The sequence below is a fragment of the cf. Phormidesmis sp. LEGE 11477 genome (genome assembly GCF_015207105.1).
GTDB lineage: Bacteria > Cyanobacteriota > Cyanobacteriia > Phormidesmidales > Phormidesmidaceae > Phormidesmis.
Genome location: NZ_JADEXO010000013.1, coordinates 32447 through 51716 on the forward strand (window position 1 = coordinate 32447; position 19270 = coordinate 51716).

General features: G+C 49.1%; 18 protein-coding genes and 1 pseudogene. 9 read left to right on the forward strand and 10 right to left on the reverse strand.

All coding sequences use genetic code 11. The features are described from left to right. The first annotated feature begins 50 nt into the window (after nt 1-50). Both IQ256_RS06370 and IQ256_RS06375 read left to right on the forward strand, forming a co-directional pair. Nucleotides 51-2912, forward strand: coding sequence for a hybrid sensor histidine kinase/response regulator (locus tag IQ256_RS06370; RefSeq protein ID WP_193854707.1), 2862 nt, complete (start codon nt 51-53; stop codon nt 2910-2912). A gap of 97 nt (nt 2913-3009) precedes the next feature. Next, the gene (locus IQ256_RS06375; RefSeq protein ID WP_193854708.1) at nt 3010-4437 is read left to right on the forward strand and encodes a response regulator; all 1428 of its coding nucleotides are present in this window, start codon (nt 3010-3012) and stop codon (nt 4435-4437) included. A gap of 76 nt (nt 4438-4513) precedes the next feature. Here the strand turns inward: IQ256_RS06375 and IQ256_RS06380 are convergent, their stop codons facing one another. Then, entirely contained in the window at nt 4514-5077 is a 564-nt protein-coding gene (locus tag IQ256_RS06380) for a sugar O-acetyltransferase (RefSeq protein WP_193854709.1), read from the reverse strand. Between the two features lie 173 nt (nt 5078-5250). Here IQ256_RS06380 and IQ256_RS06385 point away from each other — a divergent pair, with 173 nt between their 5' ends. The 4 genes and pseudogenes from IQ256_RS06385 (at nt 5251) to IQ256_RS30305 (ending at nt 8467) form a co-directional block, all read left to right on the forward strand. Continuing rightward, nucleotides 5251-6282, forward strand: a complete 1032-nt coding sequence (locus IQ256_RS06385) for a formamidase (RefSeq protein WP_193854710.1) — start codon at nt 5251-5253, stop codon at nt 6280-6282. 60 nt (nt 6283-6342) lie between these two features. After that, the gene (locus tag IQ256_RS06390; protein WP_193854711.1) at nt 6343-7671 is read left to right on the forward strand and encodes a cytochrome P450; all 1329 of its coding nucleotides are present in this window, start codon (nt 6343-6345) and stop codon (nt 7669-7671) included. Between the two features lie 128 nt (nt 7672-7799). Next, nucleotides 7800-8126 carry a DUF433 domain-containing protein gene (locus IQ256_RS06395; protein WP_193854712.1) on the forward strand — a complete coding sequence of 109 codons (327 nt, stop codon included), beginning with the start codon at nt 7800-7802 and terminating at the stop codon, nt 8124-8126. Between the two features lie 3 nt (nt 8127-8129). After that, nucleotides 8130-8467 (forward strand): annotated as a pseudogene (locus IQ256_RS30305) (DUF5615 family PIN-like protein). Here IQ256_RS30305 and IQ256_RS06405 read toward each other — a convergent pair. The 5 genes from IQ256_RS06405 to radC all read right to left on the reverse strand — a co-directional run bounded on the left by IQ256_RS06405 (nt 8451) and on the right by radC (nt 12905). Further along, entirely contained in the window at nt 8451-9167 is a 717-nt protein-coding gene (locus IQ256_RS06405; protein ID WP_193854713.1) for a dienelactone hydrolase family protein, read from the reverse strand. The pseudogene IQ256_RS30305 and the gene IQ256_RS06405 overlap by 17 nt on opposite strands. 114 nt (nt 9168-9281) lie before the next feature. Continuing rightward, nucleotides 9282-10163 (reverse strand): alpha/beta fold hydrolase, encoded by an 882-nt coding sequence (locus IQ256_RS06410; RefSeq protein ID WP_193854714.1) that lies wholly within the window; start codon nt 10161-10163, stop codon nt 9282-9284. Further along, nucleotides 10164-11621, reverse strand: coding sequence for an IctB family putative bicarbonate transporter (locus IQ256_RS06415; protein ID WP_193854715.1), 1458 nt, complete (start codon nt 11619-11621; stop codon nt 10164-10166). 56 nt (nt 11622-11677) lie between these two features. Continuing rightward, nucleotides 11678-12022 (reverse strand): hypothetical protein, encoded by a 345-nt coding sequence (locus IQ256_RS06420; protein ID WP_193854716.1) that lies wholly within the window; start codon nt 12020-12022, stop codon nt 11678-11680. A 151-nt stretch (nt 12023-12173) separates the two neighbouring features. After that, a complete protein-coding gene (radC, locus tag IQ256_RS06425) occupies nt 12174-12905 on the reverse strand; it encodes a DNA repair protein RadC (RefSeq protein ID WP_193854717.1) in 732 nt (243 codons plus the stop codon). 169 nt (nt 12906-13074) lie between these two features. Here radC and IQ256_RS06430 point away from each other — a divergent pair, with 169 nt between their 5' ends. After that, nucleotides 13075-13515, forward strand: a complete 441-nt coding sequence (locus IQ256_RS06430; RefSeq protein WP_193854718.1) for a DUF1824 family protein — start codon at nt 13075-13077, stop codon at nt 13513-13515. Between the two features lie 52 nt (nt 13516-13567). On the opposite strand, the gene IQ256_RS29485 is transcribed toward IQ256_RS06430, so the two are convergent. Beyond that, complete coding sequence (locus IQ256_RS29485; RefSeq protein WP_228024628.1) at nt 13568-13768, reverse strand: hypothetical protein; 201 nt, start codon at nt 13766-13768, stop codon at nt 13568-13570. 278 nt (nt 13769-14046) lie between these two features. After that, on the reverse strand, nt 14047-14280 hold the full coding sequence (locus IQ256_RS06440) for a hypothetical protein (protein ID WP_228024629.1): 234 nt from the start codon (nt 14278-14280) through the stop codon (nt 14047-14049). Between the two features lie 374 nt (nt 14281-14654). Here IQ256_RS06440 and IQ256_RS06445 point away from each other — a divergent pair, with 374 nt between their 5' ends. Next, nucleotides 14655-15482 (forward strand): SDR family oxidoreductase, encoded by an 828-nt coding sequence (locus tag IQ256_RS06445; protein WP_193854719.1) that lies wholly within the window; start codon nt 14655-14657, stop codon nt 15480-15482. Between the two features lie 262 nt (nt 15483-15744). Here IQ256_RS06445 and IQ256_RS06450 read toward each other — a convergent pair whose 3' ends face one another. Then, complete coding sequence (locus IQ256_RS06450) at nt 15745-16446, reverse strand: response regulator transcription factor (protein ID WP_193854720.1); 702 nt, start codon at nt 16444-16446, stop codon at nt 15745-15747. A 149-nt stretch (nt 16447-16595) separates the two neighbouring features. After that, nucleotides 16596-18164, reverse strand: coding sequence for an ATP-binding protein (locus tag IQ256_RS06455; RefSeq protein WP_193854721.1), 1569 nt, complete (start codon nt 18162-18164; stop codon nt 16596-16598). 353 nt (nt 18165-18517) lie between these two features. On the opposite strand from IQ256_RS06455, the gene IQ256_RS06460 reads away from it, so the two are divergent. Then, nucleotides 18518-19159, forward strand: coding sequence for a peroxiredoxin (locus IQ256_RS06460; RefSeq protein ID WP_193854722.1), 642 nt, complete (start codon nt 18518-18520; stop codon nt 19157-19159). The last annotated feature ends 111 nt before the right edge of the window (nt 19160-19270 follow it).

Below are 19270 nucleotides of genomic sequence, written 5' to 3' on the forward strand. Positions count from 1 at the left end.
ACATCAGCCTTTGGGTACTCTACGCACAAGATTTGAACGACAGATACACCATGAAAGCTCAGCCACTTTCTTCTAAACCTAGTCACGTTCGTGGAGAGATCAAGAAATCACTCACACGGCAAACTCTGTACAAAACAGCGCTTAGCATTGGCGTTGTGATTATTGCTTCGACTGGTATAGGATACTTTCAGCTGATGTCTCGGATTACGTCCGAAACGCTCACTCAGCTAGAAAAATACACGCAGCTAAGGGCTTTGCGAGAAAGGGCAGTTTTTACGCTAGCAGAGGACAACCACATCATACTCAAGCAGTCCTTACTTGATCGCCTAGCCTCAGATCCAACTGACCCTCCCGAGGTGGCATTCGATCAGCTATTTGAAGTTTTAGAAGATGGAACCGTTCGCAATCGCTCGGAACGCTTTAATTTAGAAACCACACCAGGCGTTTTTCTGGGTAAAAACGTTGACGTCGATACCCGCATGAAGCATCGCGTTTTAACCTATTTCGATCTGCTGAGCAGCTACGGGCCGGCCTGGCGAAACCGTTTTGTCAATACATACATGCAAATTCCAGAAAATGGCATTGTTATCTACATGCCAACGTATCCCTGGGTAGAGAATGCCCCTTCAGATGAATCCTTTCGAGTGACGGATGACGAATCGTTCTTTATCACCGATGAAGAGCACAACCCACAGCGCGAGACAGTCTGGACTGGAATCTATTATGACCAGGTTGCTAAAGCCTGGATGGCCTCTGGTGTGACACCAGTAGATTTACAAGGTGAGCATATAGCCACGTTAGGACATGACATTCTCATTGATGAACTGCGAGAACGCACGCTAAGAGAAACGCTAGAAGGAACTTACAACATGATTTTTCGTTCAGATGGACGATTAGTTGTGCATCCTGAACTGATGGAAGAAATTCAAGATGGAAACGGTCAGTTCTCTATTGCTCAATCAGGAGATCCTCATTTACGCCGTATTTTTGAGCTGGTTACCCAACGGAGTAGCGGTGAAGTCGTTATTGACAATCCTGAGGGCGACGAATACCTAGCCGCGACAACAATCGACGAACCGGGCTGGTATTTGGTGACGGTCTATCCGAAAGCCCTAGTCAAGCAAAAAGCATTCGCATCGGCGCGTATCCTTCTACTCTTGGGAGTAGCTGCATTGTTTGTCGAGATTGTTTTAATCTCTTTAATCTTAAGAAGGCAGATTTCTAATCCCATAGTCAGATTGATGGAGGCGACTGAGAGCATTGCAGACGGCAATATGAATGTGGAAGTCGATGTAACTCGCCAAGACGAGCTAGGTAGACTTGCCTATTCATTCAATCGAATGGCTCAGCAGTTAAGAGAGTCTTTTGATAAGCTGGCAAAAACGAATGAAGAGCTAGAGGAAAGGGTTCGTCAGCGAACTTTCGAACTGTCTGAGTCTAAGGAATCTGCTGAAGTTGCCAACAGAGCAAAGAGCGAATTTTTAGCAAATATGAGTCATGAATTACGGACTCCTCTCAACGGCATTCTGGGCTATGCCCAAATATTAGAGCGGTCTGACACCCTAATCGGGGAACAGCGAAAGGGCGTCGGCGTCATCAATCGGTGCGGTTCTCACTTACTGATGCTGATTAATGACATCCTAGATCTTTCCAAGATTGAAGCGCAGAAAATGGAGCTGCACCCGACAGAATTTCACTTCCTTTCTTTTTTACAGGGCGTATCGGAAATCTGCCGAATTAAGGCGGAGCAAAAGCAGGTTTCTTTCTCTTATGAGATCGATGGTGAGGTTCCAGTCGGAATAGCCGCTGATGAAAAGAGGCTGCGGCAGGTGCTGATCAACCTTCTGGGTAATGCTATCAAATTTACAGACGAAGGATTGGTCAAACTAATCATCAAAAGCGATAAAACAGCGGAAGACACATCTGACTCGCAGCTGTATCGAATCCGGTTCCAAATCGAAGATACGGGCGTAGGCATGACCCCAGAACAAGTAGAGAAGATATTCTTGCCCTTTGAGCAGGTGGGCGATGGCCGCAAGCAGTCTGAAGGGACAGGGCTAGGGCTAGCGATTACGCACAGCATCATCGAGCTGATGAATAGCGAGCTGAAAGTAAAAAGTGAACTAGGGCAAGGAAGTACGTTTTGGTTCGATGCCGAGCTACTGGCTGCCCCAAATTGGGTGGAAGCCTCCGCAAGGCTGCCGCAAGGAAAGATTACTGGCTATAAAGGTGATTCGGTAACAATCCTCGCAGTAGACGATCACTGGGAGAACTTGTCTGTGCTGAGCAACTTGTTACAGCCGCTTGGATTCAAAGTCTTAGAGGCTCATAATGGGCAAGAGGGACTTGATAAAGCGATCGCACACCACCCAGACCTAATTATTGCAGATGTTGCTATGCCAGTTAAAGATGGCTATGAAATGATGAGAGAGCTGCGTCAGCAAGGAGCTAGCCTAGACTCCATTCCGGTGATTATCTCTTCTGCCAGTGTGTTTGATTCTGATCGTCATGAAAGCTTTGTTGCAGGGGCAAACGAATTTCTTCCTAAGCCCATCCAAACCGAAAGCCTTCTAGAGGCGCTGAGTAAGCTGCTGAATTTAGAATGGCATTACGATGGCGTATCGGTTGCTTCGTCCCCTCAAAAGCCAGCAGAGATATTGTCGACTACAGACTTTGTCATCCCTCCGCTTAGTGACTTAGATCCGCTCTATGAGTTTGCCCGACGCGGCCTAATCAACGACTTGATCAAGGCTCTAGAACAGCTTCAAGCGAAAGAAGCCAATTACTCCGCGTTTTCTCAGCACTTGCTTTCCCTAGCAAGAGGCTTTAGGACCAAAGCTATTCGAGATTTCTTAGAGAAATATATGGATGCTGAGGCTGCAACAGAGACCTCAGGAGCACCATCGACATAGATGATCTTTATGGTGAAGTGATGGTCGATATTAGCGTCATTGTGCCAAATTTTTCAAACAGATATACATCATTAGACCAAAAGAAGGATTCTTTAAAATGCTGTTAGAAACAGAGCCACAGGATATTTTAATTGTTGATGACAACCCAACTAATTTAGAAGTCCTTTCTGAATCGCTGAACCACGAGGGCTTTAGAATAGCGGTTGCGCTAGATGGAGAGAGCGCTTTGGAGCAGATAGCCTATCACAAGCCAGAGCTAATTCTATTAGACGTTATGATGCCTGGAATTGATGGTTTTGAAACCTGCCGGCGGCTCAAGGAAGACCCGAGTACCTATGACATTCCAGTCATATTCATGACTGCGCTCTCCGATACTGAAAATAAGGTCAAGGGACTATCTCTGGGCGCTATTGACTACATAACAAAGCCTTTTCAGCAGGAGGAAGTGTTAGCAAGAGTTAAGATTCACTTACAAGTACAGAACCTAGCTCGAACTTTACAGAGCAAAAACAATCTGTTGAAGGACGAGATTGCCTTGCGAGAGAACGAAATCACCTTGCGTAGGGAAACAGAAGCCAAGCTACTTGAGGCTAATACGGCGCTTGAAAGTTTCAATCAGCAGTTAGAACAGCGCGTGGCTGATCGCACCGAAAAATTGTCTAAAGCCCTACAGGATTTGCAGCTCACCCAAGTGCGGCTAATTCAGCAAGAAAAACTATCAGCTTTAGGTCAGCTAGTTGCAGGCATTGCCCATGAAATCAACAATCCCGTAAATTTCATTCATGGCAACATCATCCATGCAAACGAATATACAGAAGATCTGCTCAATTTAGTTCGTTTGTATCGCCAGTGCTACCCTCAGCCAGAGCCTGAGATTTGCACAGAATTAGAGGCTATCGATGTAGATTTTCTGGCCGAAGACCTACCTAAGCTGATTCGCTCTATGGAGATTGGGACGAATCGCATTCGTGACATAGTGCTCAGCCTACGCAACTTTTCGCGATTGGATGAGGCTGAAGTTAAAGCGGTAGATATTCATGAAGGCATAGACAGTACCTTACTCATCCTAGAAAGTCGACTGAAATCTCAATCTGAGCGCCCTAATATTACAGTCGTGAAGGACTATGGCTCTTTACCAGCAGTCAAATGTTATCCAGGGCAGCTGAACCAGGTCTGCATGAACATTCTAAGCAATGCCATTGACGCCCTTGAGGAACAGGCTCGAAAAAGTACCGACAGCGACTGGAATCCGACAATTACTATTAAAACTGAGCTAGTTAGAGATGACAGCGTCAGTATTCATATCGTCGATAATGGTCCTGGCATTCCAGACGTCTTGCGAGAAAAGATTTTTGATCCATTTTTTACAACAAAGCCTGCGGGTAAAGGCACTGGGTTAGGCATGTCTATTAGTCATGAGATTGTTGTTGGCAAGCATCAAGGTATGCTTACCTGTAGTCCTATAATCCCTCAAGGAACCCGGTTTACAATTACTATTCCAATGTTTCAAAACGTACCTGACTAGGCCATAGTATGCCAGGGCGATCGCGTTTTGATACCTGCTAGTTTACCTATTGTGCTCAGTAGAAAAGCCATTTAGCTTAGAGCTGCCTGATGACGCGGCATGGACTGCCTACAGCTAGCACATTCGCTGGCAAATCGTGCGTGACCACGCTACCCGCGCCTACAACCGTATTTTCGCCAATGCTGACGCCGGGGCACACAACAGCTCTGCCACCCAGCCAAACCCCATCTCCGACCGAGACTGGCAGCGCGTATTCTAGCCCCGATCGACGTATTTTTGCTTCTAAAGGATGGGTTCCGGTGTAGATATGGACGCCGGGTGCAACCTGAACCTCATTACCAATGGTAATCAGGTTGCAGTCGAGTAAAACGCAATCGTAGTTGATGAACGTTCGGCTGCCGATCGTGATATTGAATCCATAGTCACAGCGCAGCGAAGGCTTGATTACGGTTTCTTCACCCAGCCCGTTGAACAATTCTGTTAGCAAGGTGCGGCGTTCTGTCTCTGCAGTGGCAGCGGTCATATTGAATCTAGTCAGAAGATCCTGCGATCGCAAATGAGCTGCCCACAATTCGGGATCGCTAGCAATGTATAGCTCGCCTGCTAGCATCTTAGATTTTTGACTATCTGCTGATGACATAGGAACTAGGGCCGTAAGAAATAGCTTTGAGCTTGAAAACTCGTTTATAGAAGGTCTGCTAGGAATTACTCCTAACCGTACCTACAATACAGAACGACCTCTCTGCCGCGCTGTACACTGTTGTTTCTCTTCAACCTTGCAAACATCAGCAGTAGATATTGAGAGGATAAACAATGAGCGGACTTGGCGGACTAAACAAATCTCCTAACGGCGTCGTACTTGGTATGGTGCAGGCACAGCTTCCTACGGTTGTCACCCCAGAAGATCTTGCCGCTCAAACCCAAGTCATCTGCGACATAGTGGCCAAAGCTCGGCGCAACATGCCCACGATGGACCTAGTGGTCTTCCCTGAATACTCGCTACACGGTCTGTCGATGGACACCAACCCAGATATCATGTGTCGCCTAGACGGCCCCGAGGTCGATGCCTTTCGCCAAGCCTGCATCCAAAACCAAATCTGGGGCTGCTTTTCCATTATGGAATTTAACCCTAATGGCAACCCTTACAACAGCGGTCTAATCATTGACGACAAAGGTGAACTCCAGCTCTATTACCGCAAGCTTCATCCCTGGGTTCCTGTCGAGCCCTGGGAGCCTGGGAACATCGGCATTCCAGTCTGCAACGGCCCCAACGGCAGCAAAATCGCCTTAATCATCTGTCATGACGGCATGTTTCCTGAAATGGCCCGTGAATGCGCCTATAAAGGAGCCGACATCATGCTTCGCACCGCTGGCTACACCGCCCCTATCCGCCATAGCTGGCAAATTACCAATCAGTCCAATGCCTTCTGCAATCTGATGGTCACTGCCTCTGTATGCATGTGCGGCACCGATGGCACCTTCGACTCTATGGGCGAGGGCATGATTGTCAACTTTGACGGTCAGCCTTTGGTGATGGGCAGTCACCGGCCTGACGAGATCATTACCGCTGAAGTCCGCCCCGATTTGGTTCGTGAAGCTCGTCAGCACTGGAGCGTAGAGAACAATATCTATCAGTTTGGCCATCGCGGCTATACCGCTGTTAAAGGCGGCGCTCAAGACTGTCCCTACACCTATATGAAAGATATGGTAGACGGCAACTATCGCCTGCCGTGGGAAGATGAGGTGGTGTATACAGATGGCACCTCTTGCGGATTCGAGCCCCCGACTAGAGAATATCAGGGTGAAGAACTGCCTTCAACGGTTATGAAAAACGCAGTAAGCTAGCAAGGTAGTTTTTTGGCAGTCCTCAGGCGATATTGAACCGCTTGAGGACCGTCTCTAGTCATGGTCGATTCTCTACGCAGCCCTCTACCTCCCGGTGAGTTTGGTCTTCCTTTCATCGGCAAAACGCTCAATTTCTTCACCGATCCTGATTTTGCTAGCAAGCAGCACGCCAAGTACGGCCCACTGTTCAAAACGCGCTTGCTGAATAAGCCGACTGTGTTTATGAAGGGGCCAGAGGCGATTCGATTTTTGTTTGGGCAAGAAGGCGATCGCATCACCGTCACCTGGCCGCCTAGCGTCGAGGCCCTACTAGGCCCGCTTTCACTAGCGCTGCAAACGGGCGGCGTTCATGCTGGGCGTCGTCGCCTGATGGCCCAAGCTTTTCAGCCAAGAGCGCTAGAAGGCTACATCGACACGATGGTATCTATTAGCGATCGCTACTTTCAGCAGTGGGCTCAGACCTCAGCTCAGAACGGTAGCCTGACTTGGTATCCGCAGCTACGCCGCTATACCTTCGATATTGCCTGCAAGCTGCTGGTCGGTTTGGATAATGCTTCAGAAACGGAACTCGGCGATCTGTTTGAAGTTTGGGGTGCAGGCTTGTTTTCACTGCCAGTGAATCTACCCCTGACAGCTTTTGGCAAAGCAAAGCGGAGTCGCGATCGCCTGCTAGTAGCACTGGAGAAATTGATCCGCGATCGCAAACAATCCACGCGCTCACCTGCCACCCCAGATGCCTTGGAGCTATTGCTAACCGCTAAAGACGACGACGGCAACTCACTCACTGTTGAAGAACTCAAAGATCAGGTACTGCTGTTGCTGTTTGCTGGACACGAGACACTGACCTCTGCGCTCACCTCTTTTTGTCTACTAATGGCACAAAATCCAGAGATCAGAGCAAAAGCTGAAGCAGAACAGAGCGATCTAGAAGACAAAAGACTCACGCTAGAAACGCTCAAGCAAATGACCTATCTAGAACAGATATTGCAAGAGACATTGCGGATGGTGCCCCCTGTTGGTGGTGCCTTCCGACAAGTGCTGAAAACCTGTGAGTTTGGCGGCTATCAAATTCCAGCCGGATGGATGGTGCTCTACCAGATCAAACAAACTCATCGAGACTCGGACGTCTATACCCAACCCAAGAAATTTGATCCAGAGCGATTCAATCTAGAACAGTCCGAGCAAAAGCGTAAACCGTTTAGCTACGTGCCATTTGGCGGCGGCATCCGCGAGTGTTTAGGCAAGGAATTCGCTCGTCTAGAAATGAAGATCTTTGCCGCCAAGCTGCTGCGCGATCATCGCTGGGAGCTGTTGCCTGACCAAAACTTAGATTTCACCATCGCCCCGACGCCCATTCCCAAAGACGGTCTGAAGGTGAAATTCTTTTAAGTACTAAGGTTCTATCGCTGGTTCTATTGCTCGCTAATGGAATGAGTTCAATGGTCAAGGCTATAGTAAAAGAAGCCGTATGCACTGTCCTGAGTTAGCTCTATTGGCCATTTGCCATATCTTTCCCCATGATTCCAAACAGCGTGAAGTCACAGCTATTAGCACTGAGTGCAGCCGAGAAGGCTCTGATTATTGAACTGCTATCTGAAAGTATCACTAACACTTGGAATGGAATAGAAAAAACGCCGGGTGTGTGTGGTGGAGATGCCTGTATTAAAAGTACGCGAATTCCGGTTTGGATACTGGTTCAGTCTAGAGGCTTGGGGAGTAGTGAGGTAGATATTTTGCGAGATTATCCTACTCTTAGTGCCAACGATCTAGTGAATGCCTGGGCTTATGCAGACAATCATTTAGAGGAGATAGAACAGGCAATATGCGATAACAATGAGGCGTAAAGCATGAGTGCTTTTTATGCCGATGAGCAATTTCCTTTGAGAACGACACGACATCTAAGAAACTTGGGCCATGATGTTCAAACAGTACAGGATGCAGGTAAAGATAATCGACAAATTCCCGATAACGAGGTGCTAGCGTTTGCTACTCAGCAAAAAGGGCTATTTTGACGCTCAATAGGCGTGATTTTATTCGTCTACATAAAGAAACCCCAGAGCATGCCGGAATTGTCGTTTCTAAGGACGCTGCCGATAAAGTCGAACTAGCAGAGCGCATTCATCGCGTCGTTGAATTTGAGGCTCCTCTCTTTGGGAAGCTAGTGCGTGTCACGAAAGCTGACTAGTCAGAAAGTTCTGCATCACCTGCCATCCCCGCTCTGCTGCTCTGGGCACAAAGAACATTCCCGCTGCTTTCGCCTGCGCCTTGGGATTGGTAAATGCATGAGCCGTGTGCCCGTACATATGAACCTGCCAGTCCGCGCCTTTTTGCGTCAGCTCATCGGTTAGCGCTACCGTATCTTCGCGGGGCGAGAGCGGATCTTCCCAGCCGTGCAAAACCAGCACCGCCGCTGAAATCTGCTCAGCTCCGGTTGGCGGCGGATCGTAGATGCCATGAAAACTCACCACGCCTTTTACATCCGCGCCAGTTCGAGCTAAGTCCAACACGCATTTTCCGCCAAAGCAAAACCCGATTGCCGCAACCTGAGCTGTATCTACCTGGGGCAGCTCTCTGATTGTCTTTAGCGCCAGCGTCATCCGCGCCGCCAGCAATTCTCTATCTTCATTGAGCACGGCCATCAGTTCCCCGGCCTCTGCTGGCGAAGTCGCCCGTTTTCCTTGCCCATACACATCAATGGCAAATCCCACATAGCCAAGTTCCGCTAGCAGCTCTGCCTTTTGCGTTTCAAAGGCTGACTGTCCCACGAAAGTAGAGGTGACCATCACCCCCGGCCTGGGTTCGCTGCGGGCGTCATCCCAGCTCACCGTGCCTTCGAAGGCGTTGCCTAGCTCGTCTTTGTATACCAGTGGCTCTGTTACAATCACAGTGCTTTACTCTTCTAGGAAAAATATTATCAGCTAAAGACCTACAGATAGCCGTTTTAGCCGCGATTAGTCTCGTATATCTTAAGTCTTATGCCTGCTGTTTACGACAAGGAATTACGACAGGAAATTGACAATATGCTTCGCCGTTGTTTCAGCCTGTTCTAGATGAGGCACATGGCCGCAGTTTTCTATCCAGATCAGTTTGCCATTGCTCAAGGTTTGCTCGAATCGAGCGGCGTCTTTAGTGCCTAAAATCTGGTCTTGTCTGCCCCAGAGCACCAAAGTTTCCTGGCTAACCTGCGCGATCTTATCTTTCAAGAAGTTATAGCCGCCACTTTTCGTGAAAGAAATTAGCCCCTTCGCCCAGTCCGGCATCTGCACGTGCAAAGAGGCACAGATCTCGGCATCTGGGGTCACAAATGCCCTGTTGTAGTAAGCCCGTTCGCTAATCTTGCGCCGAACCCACGCGCTCCGCAAAAAATCGGTGGCCCATTTGTCTAGCGGCGGCACCATCAGCCTACCTGGCCCCGAAGATGCGGCGAATCCAACCGCATCGATTAGCACCAGCTTCGTCACCTGTTCTGGATAGCTAGTGGCAAAATCGATCGCGACTCCACCTCCCATAGACGCGCCGACTAGCACCACGGGCGCTTTGATCACTTGCTCACAAAATGCCTTTAGATGCTGTTTGATCAAAGCCGGATTGACGCTGTCTAGCACTGTGCGATCGCCAAACCCAAACCCAGCCAAATCCATCGCATACACCTGACAAGATTTTGCCAGCAAAGGCACCAGTCGCCGAAACTCTAGTAGCGAACTGTCGAACCCAGGCAGTAGCAAAACGGGCGTGCCTGTACCCTGACGCACATAGCTAGTCGTCAGTAGCCCAGTCGGTAGAGACCCGGTGGATAGCTCTATAGGCACCCACTGAATTTGCTGTGCGATCGCTACCGAAGTGTCTTCCGTCAGTCCTGCTGCCGCCTCAGGCAATCTCATCTATAAAATTTCTCCGGTCGCTTCTCGCTCGGGCCTTCTCATCATCTCCGCACTGGGCAGCAGCTTTCTCTTTCTCTTCTCTGCATAGAAGCTCGCTACAATCCCTAGCAGCATCCACCATAGCGTACTGATTTGTGGCCTGTACCACACCGTGTCAAATGTCCCTTGAACCAGTAGCCCGGCCATCGCTGCGATCGCTCCCATCAGCCAATAGCCATCTTCTTCTAACGTTTCTCGCAGTCGGCCTAGCTGTGACCACCCCTGCTGAAACGCCAAAATCAGCATCCACAGTAAGGCCAGCCCAGCCACAATTCCTCCTTCCACTAGCGTTTCAAAATAGATCGAATACGCACTGAGCGCTGTATAGCCCGTCCGCTGATATAGCGGATAGACCTGATTAAACGCCTCGTTCCCCGGCCCAATCCCAACCAGCGGCCTGGCCCGAATCATATCGAACACCGCCGCATACACATTCAGCCGAAAATTATTGCTGCTATCACCACGCATCGCAAAGATACTCACCACTCGCTCGCGCACCTGCGGCACTACCACTACCGCCGCCACTACCACCACGGCTGAACCCACTAGCAAAAGCGGCAGCGCCCACCGTCGCCAAAACGGAGAAAACCAAGAATTTCCCCAAAAAACGAGCAGCACCATCATCACAAACGCGATCGCCAAAAAGCCCAGCCAGCCGCCCCGACTCAGCGTCAGCACCAGACAGCTACTGCTCACTAGCGTCACGATCGCCGCCAATAGCTTCGGCAGCCAGCGCTGCCAGGCAAACATCGCCATCGCGCCAAAGCCAATAGCAGGCATTAGATACCCCGCCAGTAGATTCGGGTTTTTGAGATAGCTATAGACCCGCGTCGCCCCTGACAGATTCGATTCGGGATCGACCCAGGTGGCCAGTGCCTCAGCCCCAAAGAACCACTGCCTGAGCCCATAGGCAGAGACAATCGTCGCCGTTGCCAAATACACCAGAACCAGCCCAGAGCGCAGCTCTTTAATTCGCAAGATCCGAGCCGTCAGCATAAACAGCAGCACATTCAGCGTCAGCTTGATCAGCCCTGAGAGCGCCGCGCCTTTGACTGGGGATAGCGCCGTTGCCAGCACCATCGCCCCCCAATAGGCCACCACCGCAATATGCAAAGGCGTCAGCCAGCCTTCGGCCTGATCGCTCACTGTCAGCAAAAACCATAGCCCAGCAGAGGCCAGCAAAAGCCAGCCAATCAGCGTGGTCGATACGTAGGGAGCCAGCGCAATCATGGCCGCGACAAACACCCAGGCAATGCCGTCGCCCCAAGCCAGCAGCCAACTACCGTGCCGCCAGTCTCGCAGCGGCGACAGCAGCCGATGCAAATAGCTCACCTCTCGCCACTGATGGAAGGCAAACCGATCCAATGTCAGCCCAGACGTAATGGGCCTAGCAGCACGGGAAAAATTAATGCCAAACATAAAGACACCAAGTCTGATGATTCAAGGCCCGTGTATCGTATCAAAGTCTGAGGCAATTATTCGTCTGGGGTCCGCTTATGAACACCTGTATGGATCTGCTCGTTTATCTGTCCTTGGTTGGTAGGGGGGTTAGTAGGGTTGGGCGGATCTGCCAAACCAGTGCGCTTCATGAAGAAGATGACTCCAATAGCCACGACAAAACCTAGTGTCAGTCCGGCTAGTAGTAGCCCTATCATGAGATTGCGTAGCCGCTGTATGTCCCGTTTTATATGAGGGGAAGGGCTACGAGGAGACCCTTCTTGCAAAGAATCAAGCCCTGCATCACCAACAGCTTCTTGCTCGATATCGTTTGCATCGGGCAATGGATTTTGCCTAGGATCGTGGAAGGGGGAATTTGTCACAGAGAACAGTTTTTGTGTGGGCAGCCATGTCAACGTTGCCGTGTCTAACTGGCAGCGCCGAATATCCATGATATCTAAGTATATTGATGTCGAGCTAGCGTATGAAGTTAATACTGTGCGATTTCTTTGAAACAGCTATTAAACCTAACATCTAATCTACTGACTCGCTCCACAAGTCGCTGTTTTGCCGGATGCTAGACCAGTCACCGTTACCTAGTATCAAGTGATCTAGCAAAGGAATTCCTAGTAGCTCTGAGCCTTTGAGCAGTTGACGAGTCAAGGCGATATCTTCGCTGCTAGGCGCTAGAGCACCTGAAGGATGATTATGAGCTACAATCACCCGAGTCGCCCCTCGCTTGATTACTTCACGAAAGATGTCTCTGGGGTGGGCGATAGTTTCTGTTGCGGTGCCAACGCTAATGACTTTGCTGCCAATGATGCGATGTTTGACGTCTAGCAGCAGCACTGCAAATCTCTCTTGCGATTGCCACATCAGCTCATGGCCTAGCGCCGCTGCGGCAACAGATGGGTCGTCGACCACAGTCAGGCTCGGGGGCTGACTTTGCAAGACTCTTTTTCCTAGCTCTATGGCCGCAAGAATAGTGGCCGCTTTAGCGGGGCCCACCCCAGAAATTTTCATCAGTTCTTCAGCGGTGATGTCTCGCAGCGTCGGTAGCCCGTCACCTTCTGGGCGTTCCTTGCCCAGCTCTTGTAGTAGAAAATGCCCTAGTCCAACTGCCGAAAGCTTGCCTGGGCCCTGACCTGTGCCTAGCAGAATGGCGATGAGCTCGGCGGCGGACAGGCGTTTGGCACCGTGGGCTAGCAATCGTTCGCGAGGTCGTTCGGTGCTTGGCATATCAGCAACGCGCAGAGAGTAAGCCATGATTGGATCAGGAAAATAACTTGCCTTTAGTGAGCCCAAAAGCAGGCTAAATAGAAGTGAGCCAGATAGAAGTAGGCCAGACAAAGGCAAGAGAACGCGAGGTAAGAGAACATAGAGCACAACAGGCGGATTATCGTAAGCTAGGAAAATGGATTGAAGAGGTTGCCCGATGTCTATAGAAGCCCTGTACGGAATGTCTGAAGCGGCGATCGCACACAGGCTAAAGGCCGCCCGTCAATCACTAGTCGGGGCGACGCTCAGTCCAGATGCCGCCGCTTTAGACGAGCCGCAGCGTCAAGCTATTCGCGCTGACCTGCTATGGCTCAACGAGATTAGCGAATATCAGACTCTAGGAATCTGCGCGGGTACGATTGCTGCCGCCGAAGCTGCTTTAAAGGGCTACGTTGCAGCCCTAAGTCAGCCGATTAATGTAGATTTGCCTGATCAAACAGGGGCAGTGTTCTTAAAGTTCAACACGCTCAAGAATGCTTGGTATGTCGATGACTACATCGGTAGCGCTCGTGGTGTGTTGATCACCTATCACACCTCCGAGCCAGAGCTAGCAGAGGTGAATGGCACCTATGGATACTTTCCACTTGATTTGTTCTAGCCAGTTCTAAGCTCAGTTCTGAAATAGTGAGAATTCCAGGCGACAAAATGTCCTAAGGGTTTAAGACGACCTTGATACAGTTGTCCTTTTTGTCCCTAAATGTCTTGTATCCTGCTGGTGCATCTTCCTCAATCGGGCCAACGTCTGCGAAGGAAACTCTCACATATTCAGCCTGCCCGCCCGCGTAGCCGCCTAGCAAATGAGAGTAGCCGTAGAGCCCTGCGGGGGAATGCCCATAGAACTTTTCAGCCATCCAGGCGTTGGGGTTGGAGTTGTCGCACAGTGACCACAGATCGCGATTGCAAAAGAAACAGCTACCGCAGGAATGGGAATATAGCCATCATAAAGGTGTAGATCCGAGCCGCAGATCGCGGTAGAGGTCACTTTAAATAATCGCATCTCTCGGATTTAATATTGTCGGATTGGGTACGGTATCTACTCGGACATCTTCTTTGCCATGCCAGCAAACTGCTTTCGTAAGTTGTTCCTGTTCAAGTGATGGTCTAACGTTTTGATAGGCTCGTAACAGCTTTAGCTACCCTGTGGCTGTCCTTCTACGGTGGCAATCTCGCCGGCTTCCATCAGCTGCTTAAACTTGTTGAGCGCGTCGCCTACCTGCTGCTCGGGCTCTTCGCCAAATAGCTTGGCAATTGCCGCTGTTAGTGCGCCGCCCGGTGAACTGTACTCCAGCACGACTTTGACCTCTGTACCGCGATCGCCAGGTGCTGGCTTGAACCTGACAAATCGCTCGCTTATGCTGCTCATCCTCGAACGTTTGACAGTTGCCTTCATCTTCACTTAGGAAGAAGTCTCAGGATGAGTTCTGTAGCTGGGTAGTCGGCTGTAGTCATCTGAATGCAGGCGTTCTGTCATTAAATATATTCTATACCGCGCATCTGTTACGTTCATCTATCGCGTCTATGTAGATTAATAAAGGGCTGTTTTTCCGGGGCTGTGCGGCAGTGTAGAACAAGTTAGGTTTTTGTTTTTTTAGCTAGCTTTTTTGGCTGTGTAGAGAGCTTAAGAGTGCTTACAATCAATTTCAATCTGCAGACAGAAGTTGAAGCTAGCGAAACGTCGTTATGTTTTGGTAGGCAAATGTCAGGCGATCGCAGCTTACAAAGATTAGGAGAAGCAGTATGAAAGTGGCTTTAGTCACGGGTGGTTCGGAGGGAATCGGCAGAGCGATCGCAGCTCGGTTTGCCCAAGCAGATTATCAAGTGGTTATCGCTGCGCGTGATGCTGCTAAGCTAACAACTGCCGCCAGCGAGCTTAAAACGCAGTTCGCTACGCCGGTCGTGCCCATACCCACAGACGTGCGCGATCCAGAGCAGGTGCAGGACTTGATTCAACAGATCATGACGGACTTTGGTCAGCTAGACGTGCTGGTGAATAATGCGGGGCTGTATAGCTCGGGTCCCACTGAAGAGTTTACTTTAGAAGACTGGCACCAGGTGATTGATACGAATTTGTGGGGATATATTCACACTATTCATGCCGCATTGCCCCACATGATTGCCAAAAAAAGCGGGGCGATTATGAACATCTGTTCGATTGCTGGCAAAATGCCAATGCCCTATCTCACGCTTTATACAACCAGCAAGTTCGCGATTTCTGGTCTTAGTCAAGCACTTAGCGCAGAACTTGCGCCGAAAGGCGTTCAGGTGTGCGCTATCTATCCCAATATCATTCAGACTAACTTTCCAGAGAAAGCGGTTATGCAAGGAAAAGATCTTGTAGACCAAAAAGCTCGCTACGAGCAGCTAGAACAAACGCTGTCGATGCCTTTTATTGAACAGCCTGAAGACGTTGCCGATGCCGTTTGGAGCGCGCTAGAGCGTAATGAGAGCGAACATATTTTTGGGAGTGCAAAGCTAATGGGTGGTTTACACGCTTTGGTACCGGGTTTAACTCAGCGAATGCTGAGAACTATCTTCAAGAATAAAGACGAAGGATCAAAGATTTGATTGATATTCACATATAGGCATTGATAGGCATTTATGAGAGGTTAATATTTCTTTTTCTGTAGGGCAATGAGATTTGTCTCTATCCTCTTAATAAGGTTACAAGTCAAAGTGCTTTTTCCATCAGATGGCGTTCAGCGAGAAGGTGAACATTGTCTGATGAAAGCTCGTATCTCAAAGCAACAAGAAGATTGAATACGTTCGTTCAGAAAATTCCTGATCGCGAGGTTCAATCTTTCTGTCGTAGCCTGCTCAATAGCCGCCTTTATGTAGTGACCAAGCCATTTTCTAGCGCATAGCGAACTAGCTCCGTGCGGCTGTTCGTCCCTGTTTTGCCAAATAATCGGCTGACGTACTTTTCGACATTGCGGACGGTTGTCCCAAGGCGACTGGCGATCTCTTTATTCATCAGCCCTTCGGCGACTAAATTGAGCACGTCTTGCTCACGAGGGGTAAAGTCAATTTTGATGCCGCTGTTATTTTGCTTGATCATGCTGCCGCGCTGAGTCAGCAGGGCTTTGATCTCTTCAATCTGGCGAGCCATTGTGGCAATATCTGGCGTAGCAGAAGCGTCTGGAGCCTGGGCAGCGCGACGATCGATCAAGCTGGTGACAATCGCAACGAGTTCTTCAGGATCGAAAGGCTTCGGTAAATAGGCATCGGCTCCGGCCTGATAGCCTTGAATGCGATCGCTCGTCATCCCTCTAGCTGTCAAAAACACTACTGGCAGAGCCTGAAACCGGACGTCTTCTCTGACCTGCTTCAGAAACTGATAGCCGTCTACTTGAGGCATCATAATATCCGAGATCAGCACGTTGGGAATTTCTTGCTGCAATAGCTCCCAGCCCTCTTTGGCATTGCTGGCGACTCGGACTTGAAAATCGCTATCTTCTAAATACGCCTGCACTGACTCGCGCAGCCCTGGCTCGTCATCAACAAGCAAAATTTTACTAGGAGTCTCTGTCATAGGTCTTTTGGGTGCAAGGCTTTAGTGCAAATAGAGTTCTATCTTGGTAAGAATAGAGTTCTATTGTGAATAATATAGCGTTTCTTGGAGGCATACTCATCAAAGAAGGCTATGCCTACGCGAAACGTGAGTTACTTCGGGGGGACACATTATTCTAGAGGCTGAGGGCTAGACGTTAGAGGAATATGCATCACGAACTCTGAGCCCTGGCCCAGTGACGAGCTAAACTCTAAGCTGCCGCCGTGTCTTTCGGTGATGATTTGATAGGCGGTAGAGAGCCCTAACCCGATACCTCGACCAACAGGTCTAGTTGTGAAGAAGGGATCAAAGATATCTTCCTTGATCTTTTCGGAAATACCTACACCATTATCACTGATGCAGATAGCCACCTGACTGGATGATGTTAGCTTTGTAGTGACTCGAATAATTCCTCGAAACTCGATTTTCTGGAATCTAGCTCTTTGCAAATGTGTAGTTTGAGAATTAGTTCTTTGGAAATGTGTGCTCTGACTAGCGCTCTGGTGTTTGCTTTCGAGCTGAAGTTTCTCTTTTATAGCTGCGATCGCATTATACAAAAGATTAATGAATGCTTGATTTAGCTCTCCTGGATAGCAGGTAACATCTGGAATATCACCGTATTGTTCAATAATCTGAATATCTGCTCCCTTCCCTTCTCTGTATAGGTTGTCTTGAAACAACAATAGGATACTGCTGAGGTTCTCGTTGAGATTAATTGATTTATAGCTAGACTCGTCTAGTCGAGAAAAAGTTCGCAGTGATCGCACTATCTTTTCGATTCGCTCAACGCCAGCATGCATAGATTTGAACAATACAGGCAGATCCTTTGCCACATAATCAAAATCAGCCTTCTCTAGTATCGTCTGGATCTTCGCCGAAGACTTGATATTATTTTGGTCGCAGTGCTCTCGATAGAGCCTAACTAGCTCAAACGGTATCTGAGCATAGTCATACGCATGAGTTAGATTGCCCTTGATAAAAGAAATAGGATTGTTGAGCTCATGTGCTACCCCGCCTACTAGCCTACCTAGCGCAGACATCTTCGCACTATGAATCAGGTCGGCCTGAGTCTGTTTTAAGTCAGCTAACGCTTTTTTTAATTCTTCGGCCTGTAGTGCTAACCTTGCCGTTCGATTTTCTACGCGCAGCTCTAACTCTGCATTAAGCGCCTCAATCGCCTTAATCGCCTGCTGTCTTTCTAGCTCCGCGCTTGCTCTAGTAGCAAAAAGCTTAAGCAAATCCTCGTACAGCTTGCGCTCCAGGATAGGAGAGCTATCTAAAAGCGCTAGGTTGCCTAGAATCTTACCTTGATGATTTCGCAGTGATACGCCTACATAGCTCTCAGCTTCTAGCAGCGGCAAAGCAGGCTGATGCGGAAATTTCTGCTGTACACCATATTCACAGTAGTAAATGTCTTGGTCTAATACTACGCCACAAGGACCGGGCGCAGGGTCATAGGTAATACTAGGTGCGATCTCTCCATCTCGCCAAAAGGCGAGTGTGCGAAGCTGACCATTCTCTAGCAGTTCAGTGAGTAAACAGTGCCGCACATGCAAAGCCTGGGCCAAATTACGAACTAGCCCTTCAAAGAAGCTCTGGCCGGTGGAGGCTGCTGTATCTCTAACGATGAGTTCTATAACAGCTTCGGCTGATAGGATATCAGAAGCCACACGGACATCCTCGTTTGAGACTTCTAGCATAAATACAATTCCTCAAATGCGTCAGCACGGCCATTTGAATGCTTAAGCATATATAAAATAACTGCCCTTAAAATGCCCGACTCTAAAAGTAATCGATCTGTAGCAATTCGTACTTAGCTGAAGCCACGTATAGAAGCTGTAGTCCTGGTTGCGTATAGGGCTAGGTGCATAGCAAATGATGCCTCGCACCTGATACTTGGCCCAGGGTGTCTGGATATTAGCGGCTGTAACCGCTAATATTAAAAAATCTACTAAACTCCGATCGGAATACCGGGGATTGTGGCAGAATTACGGATGCGAAAGCTGACAATTAGCAACACTACATTCAGGTAATTGAGTAGGTAACTTAAATCATGACACTTCAACTAGGCGACGTAGCGCCAGATTTTACTCAGAAGTCCTCTATGGGCGATATCAACTTTCACGAGTGGGCAGGCGATAGCTGGGTTGTCCTTTTCTCCCACCCGGCTGACTATACGCCCGTTTGCACCACTGAACTGGGCCTAGTCGGCTCTTTGCAAGACGAGTTCAAAAAGCGTAATGTCAAGACGATTGCGCTCAGCGTAGATGGCGTAGAATCACACCAGGGCTGGATCAAAGATATTGACGAAACGCAGAATACCAGCGTCAACTATCCTATCCTGGCCGACGACGACAAGAAGGTGGCTACGCTGTATGGCATGCTGCAGCCAAATTCCGATGCGGGTAACACACTGACTGTCCGCTCTGTATTTGTAATTGACCCAAACAAGAAGATCCGATTGACCATCACATATCCAGCTAGCACGGGTCGCAACTTCGACGAGATTTTACGAGTGATCGATTCCTTGCAGCTCACCGACTACCACAAGGTTGCCACCCCCGGCAACTGGAAAGACGGCGGCGACTGCGTTGTTGTCCCTTCTATCTCTACAGAAGATGCCAAAAAACAGTTTCCTAAAGGTGTGACTGAAGTAAAACCCTATCTGCGGATGACCCCACAGCCTAATAAGTAGATGGCTGCTCGGATCTGATGCAGATATCGGATTGGGTTTAGATAAAAGTGAACGCGCTGCTGAGCTAGTGGCGCGTTTTTTGTCCTAGCTTTGATTTTGTTCAGACTACTT